At 70.0% G+C, this 11,241-nt stretch carries 13 protein-coding genes; 9 read left to right on the top strand and 4 right to left on the bottom strand.

Annotated features, from left to right (window positions below; all coding sequences use genetic code 11):
• Positions 1-256 precede the first annotated feature (256 nt).
• Genes M0P34_RS09000 through M0P34_RS08985 form a run of 4 tightly spaced genes read left to right on the top strand, consistent with a single transcriptional unit; the run spans position 257 to position 4,322 of the window.
• Entirely contained in the window at positions 257-1,294 is a 1,038-nt protein-coding gene (locus M0P34_RS09000; protein ID WP_291498579.1) for a 4Fe-4S dicluster domain-containing protein, read from the top strand.
• Positions 1,291-2,133 (top strand): FAD/NAD(P)-binding protein, encoded by an 843-nt coding sequence (locus M0P34_RS08995; protein WP_291498578.1) that lies wholly within the window; start codon positions 1,291-1,293, stop codon positions 2,131-2,133. The genes M0P34_RS09000 and M0P34_RS08995 overlap by 4 nt, the downstream gene beginning before the upstream one ends.
• Positions 2,134-2,157: 24 nt before the next feature.
• Positions 2,158-2,904 (top strand): hypothetical protein, encoded by a 747-nt coding sequence (locus M0P34_RS08990; protein WP_291498577.1) that lies wholly within the window; start codon positions 2,158-2,160, stop codon positions 2,902-2,904.
• A 17-nt stretch (positions 2,905-2,921) separates the two neighbouring features.
• Positions 2,922-4,322 (top strand): nickel-dependent hydrogenase large subunit, encoded by a 1,401-nt coding sequence (locus tag M0P34_RS08985; RefSeq protein WP_291498576.1) that lies wholly within the window; start codon positions 2,922-2,924, stop codon positions 4,320-4,322.
• Between the two features lie 206 nt (positions 4,323-4,528).
• Here the strand turns inward: M0P34_RS08985 and M0P34_RS08980 are convergent, their stop codons facing one another.
• From M0P34_RS08980 to M0P34_RS08965, 4 genes are all read right to left on the bottom strand, one after another.
• Positions 4,529-4,927, bottom strand: coding sequence for a TraR/DksA C4-type zinc finger protein (locus M0P34_RS08980; RefSeq protein WP_291498575.1), 399 nt, complete (start codon positions 4,925-4,927; stop codon positions 4,529-4,531).
• Positions 4,924-5,217 (bottom strand): hypothetical protein, encoded by a 294-nt coding sequence (locus M0P34_RS08975; protein ID WP_291498574.1) that lies wholly within the window; start codon positions 5,215-5,217, stop codon positions 4,924-4,926. Before M0P34_RS08975 ends, M0P34_RS08980 begins: the two co-directional genes overlap by 4 nt.
• Before the next feature lie 141 nt (positions 5,218-5,358).
• On the bottom strand, positions 5,359-6,468 hold the full coding sequence (locus tag M0P34_RS08970) for an acyltransferase family protein (RefSeq protein WP_291498573.1): 1,110 nt from the start codon (positions 6,466-6,468) through the stop codon (positions 5,359-5,361).
• 206 nt (positions 6,469-6,674) lie between these two features.
• Positions 6,675-8,078, bottom strand: a complete 1,404-nt coding sequence (locus M0P34_RS08965) for a sigma-54 dependent transcriptional regulator (protein ID WP_291498572.1) — start codon at positions 8,076-8,078, stop codon at positions 6,675-6,677.
• A 398-nt stretch (positions 8,079-8,476) separates the two neighbouring features.
• Here M0P34_RS08965 and M0P34_RS08960 point away from each other — a divergent pair, with 398 nt between their 5' ends.
• The 5 genes from M0P34_RS08960 to M0P34_RS08940 form a co-directional block, all read left to right on the top strand.
• Positions 8,477-8,767, top strand: coding sequence for a hypothetical protein (locus M0P34_RS08960; RefSeq protein ID WP_291498571.1), 291 nt, complete (start codon positions 8,477-8,479; stop codon positions 8,765-8,767).
• 3 nt (positions 8,768-8,770) lie between these two features.
• The gene (locus tag M0P34_RS08955) at positions 8,771-9,136 is read left to right on the top strand and encodes a hypothetical protein (protein WP_291498570.1); all 366 of its coding nucleotides are present in this window, start codon (positions 8,771-8,773) and stop codon (positions 9,134-9,136) included.
• 61 nt (positions 9,137-9,197) lie between these two features.
• Positions 9,198-10,262 carry a KamA family radical SAM protein gene (locus tag M0P34_RS08950; RefSeq protein ID WP_291498569.1) on the top strand — a complete coding sequence of 355 codons (1,065 nt, stop codon included), beginning with the start codon at positions 9,198-9,200 and terminating at the stop codon, positions 10,260-10,262.
• Positions 10,196-10,492, top strand: a complete 297-nt coding sequence (locus M0P34_RS08945) for a hypothetical protein (protein ID WP_291498568.1) — start codon at positions 10,196-10,198, stop codon at positions 10,490-10,492. The genes M0P34_RS08950 and M0P34_RS08945 overlap by 67 nt, the downstream gene beginning before the upstream one ends.
• Positions 10,489-11,241: D-alanine--D-alanine ligase (locus M0P34_RS08940; protein WP_291498567.1), on the top strand; the 753-nt coding region annotated here is incomplete at its 3' end. The genes M0P34_RS08945 and M0P34_RS08940, both read left to right, overlap by 4 nt.

Genomic DNA, 11,241 nt, shown 5'->3' with positions numbered 1-11,241 from the left:
GAAACCATCCCCGGCCCGCCTGCCATCCCCGGTCCGCCTGCCATCCCCGGCCCCTTGCCATCCCCGGCCCGCCTGCCATCCCCGGCTCCCGCCGGGGGCAATGCCTACCCGCGGAGTAATCTATTTGCAAAAAGACATTATATATTATAGAGGGGCAATCCGGGCCGACGCGACGCATGCCGCGCGAAACGCCGCGCCGGGCCCGGCCGCACCTGATCCGACCCGCCCCCACGGGCGTGCCGCCACGGAGGGACGCATGTCCGCATACACCGTCCACCAGGGCCAGCTTCCGGGGTTGTTCCGGTTGTGGGCCAAGCTCTACAAGGTCCACGTCCCGGTGCAGACCGCGCCCGGCTTCTACGACTTCGCCCCCTGGGAGCCGGACACGGAAATCGCCTGGGACTACGACCTGACCGTCAACCCCCTCAAGCGCCACCTGCTGCCCCCGCGCGAGGACCTGGTCGTCTTCGACACCCGCACCTACGAGGCCAGGGGCGTGTTCCAGGCGCCCCAGCAGCTGCTTTTCGGCGTGCACCCCTACGACCTGCGGGCCATCGCCCAGCTCGACCAGCTCATGGAGCTGGGCAGCCCGGACAGGAACTACCGCCGCCGCCGCGAGAACACGGTCATCTTCGCCCTGGATCCCCTGCGCGTGGCGCCCGACGCCTTCTGGTCCACCCTGGGCGCGGGCCGGGCCGACATCGGCTTCGACCTCTACTGGACCAAGATCGGCCCGGCCATGTTCTTCGTGGAGGTCGGCACCGCGCGCGGCGAGGAGCTGCTCCTGGCGGCGGGCGAGGTGGAGCGCGCCGGCGCCGCCCAGCACGAAGCCGCCCGGCGCACCCGCGAGGACACCCGGCGGCGCGCCGACGGCCACGGCCTGAAATTCCCCTGGCAGGAGCTGCCCCGCGTCATGGCCAAGGCCTGGGACGCCGGCATCTGGCGCGAAAAATCGTCCATGTGCCTGGCCTGCGGCTCGTGCAACCTCGTCTGCCCCACCTGCTACTGCTTCGACATGCGCGAAGAACTGGACGAAAGCCTGGGCAAGGGCCGCCGCTGGCGCCAGTGGGACGCCTGCATGCTGCCCGCCTTCGCCCAGGTCGCCGGGGGCCACAACTTCCGGGGCAAGCACCTGGATCGCTACCGGCACCGCTACTTCCGCAAGGGCAAGTACATCTTCGACCTGATCGGCGAGCCCGGCTGCGTGGGCTGCGGGCGCTGCATCAAGGCCTGCACCGCACGCATCGCCAACCCGCTGGCCGTGTTCAACAGGTTGTGGGAGGAATACGCATGACCCCGGGCAAGGAGTTCACCCCCTACGCGCCGCGCCCGGCAACCCTGGTGCGCAAGGTCCGCCTGTCCGACTTCGTGACCCTGTTCGAGTTCGAGCAGGACGACGGCCGCCCCCTGGCCCACAAGCCCGGCCAGTTCATCCAGGTTTCAGTCTACGGCGTGGGCGAGGCGCCCTTTTCCATCAGCTCGCGGCCCAAGGCCGGCACCAACAGCTTCGAAATCGCCGTGCGCAACATCGGCACGGTCACAAACGCCCTGCACGACCTCGCCGTGGGCGCCAAGGTCGGCATCCGCGGGCCCTTCGGGTCCTGCTTCCCCGTGCAGGAGTTCGTGGGCAAGGACACCCTCTTCGTGGCCGGGGGCCTGGGCTACATCCCCCTGCGCAGCCTCCTGCGCTACCAGCTCCGCCACCGCGAGGAATTCGGGCGCATCCTGCTGCTCATCGGCACCCGTTCGCCCTCCGAGCGCATCTTCGTGGACGAAATCGAGGCCCTGTCGCGCCGCAGCGACGTGGAGGTCATGGAAACAGTGGATTGCGTCGGAGACGCGTGCTGGGAGGGCAACGTGGGGGTCATCACCACCCTGCTGCCCAAGGTGCGCCTGGACGTTGAAAACACCTATGTGGCGATGGTCGGCCCGCCAGTGATGTACCGCTTTGTCATCGGCGCCTGCGTTGGCGACCAGTGCATACCTCCAGACCGCATCTACGTTTCACTTGAACGCAAGATGAAATGCGGCATCGGCAAATGCGGCCACTGCCAGATCAACGGCATCAGCGCCTGCGTCAGCGGTCCTGTCTTCCGCTACACCGACATCGAGCCCCTCAAGGAGGCGCTCTAGGCGCCCGCGCGCCCCGGAGGGACCATGACCGACAAGCCCAAAATCGCCTTTTTCGACTTCGCGGGCTGCGAGGGCGACCAGCTCCAGGTGGCCAACCTGGAGGAAAAGCTCCTGGACCTGCTCGAACATGTGGAGCTGGTCAGCTTCCGCGAGGTCATGACCGGCCACGCCGACGACTACGACATCGCCTTTGTCGAAGGCTCCATCACCCGCCCCGAGGACGAGGAGCGCGTGCGCGGCATCCGGGCCCGGGCCAAGATCCTGGTGGCCCTGGGGGCCTGCGCGCACATCGGCGGGGTGAACTGCATGAAGAACTTCATGGACGAGGCCGTCTACCGCGAGCACGTCTACGGCCACAAGGCGCGCAGTTACCCCACGGGCCCGGCCCGGCCCGTGTCGGCCGTGGTGCCCGTCGACGCCGCCGTGCCCGGCTGCCCCATCGACGCCAACGAATTCCTGCGCGTGACCAAGCAGCTGCTGCTGGGCATGCGGCCCACGCTGCCCGAATATCCCGTCTGCGTGGAATGCAAGATGGCTGGCAACGTCTGCCGCTACGAGCGCGGCGGCCTGTGCCTGGGCATCATCACCCGGGGCGGCTGCGGCGCCTGCTGCGTCACCGAGGGCGCCCAGTGCTGGGGCTGCCGGGGCCTGGCCCCCGGCGCCAACCTCGACGCCGCCCGCTACGTCATGCAGGACCGCGCAGGTTTCTCGCGCACCCAGGTCCAGGACCTGATGCGCATGTACCTCGGCCACACCACGGCCCCCCTCTAATGCCCCGGAGCAACGCCATGAGCGCCAGAAAGACCGCACCCGCCCCAACGCCCGACGCCGCCCCCGGAGCCGCCGACCCGGCCCGCCGGGTGGAGGTCAGGCACGTCAGCCGCGTGGAAGGCCACGGCAACATCGTGGTGGAAATCAACGACCAGGGCGAGGTCGCCGCCTGCCGCTGGGAGGTGCCCGAGGCCCCGCGCTTCTTCGAGGCCATGATCCTGGGCAAGGACTTCCGCCAGGTACACCAGATCGTCTCGCGCATCTGCGGCATCTGCTCCATCGGCCACCAGCTCACCTCCATCCAGGCCACCGAGGACGCCCTGGGCGTCCAGGTTTCGGAACAGACCGTGCGCCTGCGCAAGCTCGCCCTGCATGCCGAGAACCTGCAAAGCCACATCCTGCATGTGGCCTATCTCGTGCTGCCCGACCTCGCGGGCGTGGGCTCCGTGGTGCCCCTGGCCGCGACCCACCGCCAGGAACTGCTCAACTGCATCGCCCTGCACCGCACGGCCAACGAGTTCTCGCGCGTGATCTGCGGGCGTACCACCCATCCCCAGCGCCTGGTGCCCGGCGGGTTCACGCGCATCCCCGGCGCGGCGGAACTGGCCGCCCTGCGCAGGGAGCTGGAGGGCGCAGTGCCGCGCCTGCTCGACGCCGTGGCCCTGGTGGCCTCCCTGCGCGCAGCCCTGCCCGACTTCCGGCGCCCCACCGAATATGTGGCCCTGCACTCGCCCACCGAGTACGCCATGTACTGGGGCGAAGTCGGCACCAGCCTTGAGGAGCAGCCCGTGCCCGCCCTCTACTACCGCGACCTGACCAACGAGTACTGCGTGCCGTGGTCCACGGCGAAATGGACGCGCAACAAGACCGACTCGCTCATGGTCGGGGCCCTGGCGCGCTTCAACCGCAACCACCGCCGCCTCTCGCCCCTGGCGCGCTCCGTGGCCGGAACCCTGGGCCTCAAGGCCCCCTGCGCCAATCCCTACATGAACAGCCTGGCCCAGCTCGTGGAATGCGCCCACAGCCTGGAGGACTCCATCCGCCTCGTCGAGGAGCTGCTGGACAGGGGCCTGCGGCCCGAAACAGCGCCGGACATCGCCCCGCGCGCGGGCCGGGGCGTCGGCGCCATGGAAGTGCCCCGGGGCATCCTCTTCCATTTCTACGAATACGACTCCAAGGGCCGCATCGTGAACGCCGACTGCGTCATTCCCACCAACCAGAACCACGCCAACATCCAAAAGGATCTCGACGCCCTGGTTCCGACCATCAAGGACAGGACCGAGGCCGAAATCGAACTGCTGACCAGCATGCTCGTGCGCGCCTACGACCCCTGCATCTCCTGCTCCACGCACTTCGTGGACCTGCGCGAGCCCGGGCAACGCGCCCTGGTGCGCTTCGTGCGCGCCCGGGCCAGCTAGCCGGGGGGCCGCCAGGGCCACCCCCGGCCCCGCAGGCCGGAACGGGCCGGGCGGCTTGTCGCCGCCCGGCCCGTTTCGGCAATGCTCCGGGGGTGGGCAATGGGGATGCGCCGCGGCCAGGCTCCGGCCCGGACCGGCGCCAGGGCCGCGGCCAGGGGCGGGAAGCGCGCACGGCGCCCCCCGCGCAGGCCCCGGCCGACGCACGGCTAGCTGCGCAGGGCCTCGTCGGCCTCGCGCTCGGCCTTGCAGTCGGCGCACAGGGTGGTCACGGGGCGGGCCAGCAGGCGGGCCGGGGCGATGGGCTCGCCGCAGTCCTCGCAGATGCCGTAGGTGCCGTCCTCCAGGCGTTTCAGGGCCTGGTGGATCTTGCGGACCATGCGGAACTCGCGGTCGCGCAGGCGCAGGGCCATGGAGCGGTTGCTCTCGGCCTGGGCGAGATCGACCACGTCGGCGAAGCGGTCCTCGGCGGCGGTCTCCTCGGCGACGGTGGCCCGGCCCTTGGCGTCGATCTCGCCGAGCATGGCCCGCAGGGTGCGCTCCACCTGGGCGTAGTCCAGGCCGGGCGCCGTGCCCCGGGGCTCCCGGGGGCGGCCCGGGGCGCTCATCGGCGGTAGTCCTCGTCGTCTTCGTAGTCGTCGGGGAGCTCCGGGGCGTCGAGGACCTCGAAGCGCTGGACCTTGAGCACATACCGGCCCTGCTTCTTGCTCAGGGCCCCGACCACCTGCACATATTCATCCACATAGTCCAGCAGCTGCGCGCCCTTGCCCGAATCCTCGATCAGGTATTCGCGCATGTCGTCGGTGGCCACCTGCACGGCGACGACCTCCTCCTCCTCGTTCCACTGGCAGGGATCGACATAGCCTTCCACGGTGATCATCCCGGTGCTCTTCTTCATCGCTTCCTCGTCGTGAACGGTTCGAAATCGCGGCGCCGCCGCAGGGCGGCCCCGGGAGATAGCAACACCCGGGCCAAGAAACAACATGCTGGAATCAAATACGAATTGATCAGGGGGCACAAAAAGTGGAACCCGGCGTTCCTATGCCTCGGGCACGACCGGACCCAACGGTTCCCCCCCGGCGGGGGCGGGGCGGGCGGCGGCCCCGCGCGGGGCCGCCGCCGCCCGGCGCTGGCGCCAGCGGTCCACCGGCCGCTCCACCAGCCACCACAGCAGGGCCGCGCCCAGGCCGACCATGCCCAGAAGCACAAGGCCCGGAGCCTCGCCCAGATACTCCTCGTAGAGCACCAGGGCCAGGAACTGGACCACATAGAAAGGATAGGAGAACTGGCCCACGATACGGTCGGGGCGGCTGCGGCGCGTGGCCAGGAACAGCGGCCCCAGGCAGGCCCAGCACAGGGGCGCGGCCAGGGCGAAGGTCCAGGCGCCGCCCACGCGGCCCAGGAGCAGCAGCGCCGCAGGCAGGGCCCAAAGGCACACGCGCCCGGCGGGCACGGCCCAGGGCCGGGCGGCCAGCGGCGTGCAAAGCCGGTAGGCCAGCATCCCGGCCAGGAACAGGTACAGCTGGGCGGGCAGCAGGCGGTAGGCCAGGGCCGCCCCCGCCGGCCCCCAGGCCCACAGCCCGGCGCAGAGCGCGCCGCTGGCCAGGCCCAGGGCGGCCAGGCGCCGCGAGGACCAGCGCACCAAAAACGGCGCCAGCAGATAGAACCACAGCTCCACGGACACGGACCAGGCCTGGGGCACCAGGGCCAGGGTGAAGGCCTTGACGGCCCCGGCGTCCCCGGCGGCCCAGAAAAGCCCGCCCTGCGGCGTCACGCCCAGCAGGAACAGCGCCTCCAGCCCGAAGATCAGCGCGTTGGGCAGCCCCACGGCGGCCAGCCCGCCGGGATGGTCCAGGGCGGCCAGGAAGCGCGCCCGGGTGGTGAAGGGATGCAGGTCGAGGACCAGGAGCAGCGCCAGGGCGGCCCCCGCCGCCGCCAGATAGGAGGGCGCAAGGCGCAACAAACGGTTGGAATAGAAGGTCCAGGGGCGGGCGGCGGCGTATTTGCCGTCCAGGATGAGCGCCATGTAGAAACCGGAGATGATGAAGAACAGCCGCACGGCCACATTGCCGGGCAGCAGCTCCTGGGCCGTCACCCCGCCGTGGTGCGACAGCACGCACAAGGCCAGCAGCATCCGCAGGACACCCATCCGTCCCCCCGGGGCCGTTCCGCAGGCCCCGGGCGCCCCGAGCAAGGTTTGGGCCAGGATATAGCATCCCGGATATATTCAGGAAAAATGCAAGCGCACCAGGAAAGAGGAACCTGGGGTTCCGATGGCCGCCCCCGCCCGGCCCGGCGCCCGGGGCGCCCCGGCCGACCTCGGGCCGACCTCGGGCCGCCTGCGGCCGCCTGCGGCTACTTGAACTCCTCCTTGCGGATGCCGTGGCGGGTCATGAGCTTGTGCAACTGGCGGGTGCTGACCCCGGCGTCCTTGGCCGAGCGGTTGATGCGCCCCTTGTGGCTGGCCAGCAGTTCCTTGATGTAGTGGCGCTCGGCGCTCTCCTTGGCCCGCTCGCGGAACTCCGCCAGGGTCAGGGACAGGTCCAGGGGCAGGGTGGCGGCGGGGGCCTCGTGCTCGAAGAGTTCCGCCGGGAAGCTCTCGGGGGTCAGGATGCGCGATGTCTCCAGGATGAAGGCGCGCTCCACGAGGTTCTCCAGCTCGCGCACGTTGCCCGGCCAGGCGTAGCCGTCGAAGGCCGAAAGCACCGAGGGGTGGACGCCGGTGATGTCCTTGTTGAGCTGGCGGCGCAGGCGCTCCATGAAGTAGTCCACCAGCAGGGGGATGTCCTCGCGGCGGTCGCGCAGGGCCGGGATCTCGATGGGGAAGACGTTCAGCCGGTAGTAGAGGTCCGAGCGGAAGTCGCCCTTGGCGCAGCGCTGGGCCAGGTCGATATTGGTGGCGGCCACGATGCGCGCGTCCATGCCGATGGGCGCGTCGCCGCCCACGCGCTGGAAGACCTTGTCCTGGAGCACCTGGAGCAGCTTGATCTGCGCTGGGGGGGTGATGGTGCCCACCTCGTCGAGGAAGATGGTGCCCCCGGCGGCGATCTCGAAACGCCCGAGCTTGCGCTTGACGGCCCCGGTGAAGGCGCCCTTCTCGTGGCCGAAGAGCTCGCTTTCGATGAGCGTGTCGGGGATGGCCCCGCAGTGGACACTGACGAAGGGCCCGTCCTTGCGGTTGGACAGGGCGTGGATCAGCCGGGCCACAACGCCTTTGCCCGTGCCGGTCTCGCCGGCGATGAGCACGGTGGAGATGGTCGGCGCAACGAGGCGGGCCTTCTCGAAGACCTTGCGCATGGCCGGATTGCGCGTGCCCACCACCTGGGTGTTGTCGCCCATGGCCGCCGCCGCGCGGAAATAGTCGACCTCGGTTTGCAGGCGGATGGCCTCGTGGATGGAGTCGACCACATATTGGGTCTCCACGGGGTCCAGGGGATAGGTCAGGTAGTTGTCGGCCCCGGCCTTCACGGTCTTGACCGCCTCGCGGATGCGGTCGGGGGCGGACAGGGCGACGATGATCATCTGCGGATTGTTGCTCCACAGGGGTTGCAGGGCGCGCTTGTAGCAGGCGGCGCCCTGGCGCTGGCCGCCGTCGAGGAACCCGATGTCCACAAAGGCCATGTCGTAGTGGCGGCGCACCAGGGCCGCGGGCAGCTCGCCCGGGTCGGCGCACACGTCCACCGTGGCTTCCGCGGCAAAGGCGTCGGCGACGATGCGCGGGGTGCGCTCGTCCCTGGTGACGGCGAGGATGCGTTTCATGCTGTCGGCCTCCGGGGGAATTGCCCCTGGCGGATACCTACCGGGAGCGGCGACGCCTTGCAAGTGTCCGCCGCACCGCGCGCAATGCGGAACCCGGTGTTCCCGAAACCGGGAATGGGAACGGAATGTTCCTCTTTTTTCCGCTGGCGGGCATCAAAATAATATCTTTTTATTACAGCATATTACACAGCCAGGGCACCGGGTTCCGCGCCCCGGGGCGGGCCCCGCGCGGCCCGGGCGCCGCCACCGCGGGGAAAACAGGTCCACACGGGTCCGCATCCTGGAGCACTGAAACAATTATACCAATCATATCAACGATATAAATATTTGGCCCGGCCTTTGCTCATGGCCCCGGCAAGGCGGCGGACCGGCACGTCCCGCCAAGGAGCATCGGGGACATGAGCAGACACGCGAAAGCCAAAACCATCACCGTCACCGGCATCGTCGTGCCCAACGACTGGGACCAGGGCGGGCGGCTGTCCGAGGTCGTGCTGTGCGGAGCCGACGAATCCGAGTTCGTGCTCGCCGGGACCAGGCAGCGCGAGCTGTTCGGCCTGTGCCACCACAGGCTGAGCGTCACAGGGACCGAAGCCAGCGACGACCGCGGCCGCCGGGCCCTGGTCGTGGACGGCTACGCCGTGCTCGGCAACGAGGCCGACTGCGGCTACGAATCGGGATTCCAAATCTAGATCATGGGCAAGACGGTGAATATGCGCACGATTGCGACGACCCGGGCCACCCTGGCCCTGTGCGCCTGGATGCTGGCCGCCCTGCTGGCCGCCGCCCAGGCGCGGGCCGATGCCGTGGAGCCCTTTTGCGGGCGCGGGCTGGTGTTCTCCAGCGACGGCACCCTGTATTTCGAAGCCGAGGAAGGCGGGGTCTACCTGCTCGAGGGCGAAAACCTCGCCGATCACGAGGGCTCCCTGGTGCGCATCACCGGCACCCTGAGCGACTCCCTGCACGCCATGCCCGTGCTCTTCGTGGACACGCTGGTCGAAGAACAAGGCGGCACCACCGACGACGCCCCCCGCCCCGAAACAGAGCCGGGCGAGCAGTAGCGGGGAACAACCACAGACCGTCCGGGCCCCGGCGCGGGGCGCGGACACGAGGACACAGACGATGGAATACATGAGCGACACCGCCCAGGCGGACAAACCTCCCCTGGAACAGGCCGAAGACCGGCCTCCCTCCGCACCCAGAACGCGCGACACCGGCCCCCTGCGCCGCGAGCAGGCCCTGTTCGTGGAAAGCCGCGCCGCCCGCCAGTATCGCGAACGCTTCCACCCCGGAATCGACGCCCGCCAGTGGAGCGACTGGCACTGGCAGCTCAAGAACCGCCTGACCAGCTCCGAGCGCTTCGCCGCCACCCTCGGCCTGACCGCCGACGAGGCCGCGGCCTTCGCCGGGGCCGCCGGGCTGCGCCTGCCCGTGGCCGTGACGCCCTACTACGCCTCGCTGCTCCACGCCGAGCGCCTGGCCGGGGGCAGCGCCCTGGGCCGGACCATGCTGCCCTCGGCCGGCGAGTTCCCCACCGCCTGCCACGAGCTGGCCGACCCCCTGGGCGAGGAGCACGACAGCCCCGTGCCCGGCATCGTACACCGCTACCCCGACCGGGTGCTGTTCCTGGTCACAGATTTCTGCGCGGCCTACTGCCGCTATTGCACGCGCTCGCGCCGCGTGGGCCGGCCCGAGGCCAAAAGCCGCATGACCCGCGTGTGGGACCAGGCCGTGGCCTACATCGCCGCCCACCCCGAGGTGCGCGATGTGCTCATCTCCGGCGGCGATCCGCTGATGCTCTCCGACGCGGCCCTGGAGTACATCCTGTCGCGCGTCACGGCCATTCCCCATGTGGAGATCGTGCGCATCGGCACCAAGGCGCCCGTGGTCCTGCCCCAGCGCATCACCCCGCGCCTTACGCGCATGCTGCGCCGCTACCATCCGCTGCTGATGAGCGTACACTGCACGCACCCGGCGGAGCTGACCCCCGAGACCGTGCAGGCCTTCGGCAGGCTGGCCGACGCGGGCATCCCCCTGGGCAGCCAGACCGTGCTGCTCACCGGCGTGAACGACGACGCGCAGGTCATGGGCGACCTGTTCCGGGGGCTGCTAAGGCCCGGGTGCGCCCGTACTACCTCTACCTGTGCGACCAGGCCGCAGGCACCACCCACTTCCGCACCCCGGTGACCAGGGGCCTGGAGATCATCCGCGCCCTGCGCGGCTTCACCTCGGGCTACGCCCTGCCCCACTTCGTGGTCGACCTGCCCGGCGGCGGCGGCAAGACCCCGCTGTGCCCCGACTACATCGCGGGCACCGACGGCCAGGACATCGTGTTCCGCAACTGGGAGGGCCGCGAATACCGCCTGCACGACCCGTCCTCGGCGGCCATCCTGGCCCGGGGCGGTGCGCTGTCATGAAGATCGGCCTGACCTACGACCTGCGCGCCGACTACCTGGCCCGGGGCTACTCCCTGGCCGAGACGGCGGAGCTGGACAGCCCCGTCACCGTGGACGGCATCGCCGCCGCCATCGCGGCCATGGGCCACGAGGTGGAGCGCATCGGCGGGCTGGAGCCCCTGGCCGGGGCCCTGGCCGCCGGGCGGCGCTGGGACCTGGTGTTCAACATCGCCGAGGGCATGCACGGCTTCGGGCGCGAGGCCGCCGTGCCCGCGCTGCTGGAGGCCTGGCGCATCCCCTGCACCTTCTCCGACCCGCTGGTCCTGGCCCTGGCCCTGCACAAGGGCCTGACCAAACGCGTGGTGCGCGACTGCGGCCTGCGCACGCCGGACTTCGTCGTGATCGAGCGCCTGGAGGACGTGGCCGGGGTGGACCTGCCCTACCCGCTGTTCGCCAAGCCCGTGGCCGAGGGCACCAGCAAGGGCGTGACCGGCAACTCCCTGGTCCTGGAGCCCTCGGGGCTCGTGCCCGTGTGCGCCGAGCTGCTCAAGACCTTCAGCCAGCCCGTGCTGGTGGAGGAATACCTGCCCGGACGCGAGTTCACCGTGGGCCTGCTGGGCACCGGCGAGAGCGCGCGCCCCGTGGGCGTGATGGAGGTCTTCGTGGTCGGCGGCGGCGACACCGGCGCCTACACCTTCGACAACAAGGCCGAGTACGAAAGCCGCATCCGCTACGCACTGGCCGACGACGCCCCGGCCCGCGCCGCGGCG

This window comes from Desulfocurvus sp., assembly GCF_023230885.1.
Taxonomy (GTDB): domain Bacteria; phylum Desulfobacterota; class Desulfovibrionia; order Desulfovibrionales; family Desulfovibrionaceae; genus Desulfocurvus.
Note: the sequence above shows the minus strand (reverse complement) of the source record. Positions and strands in the feature narration are given on the sequence as shown.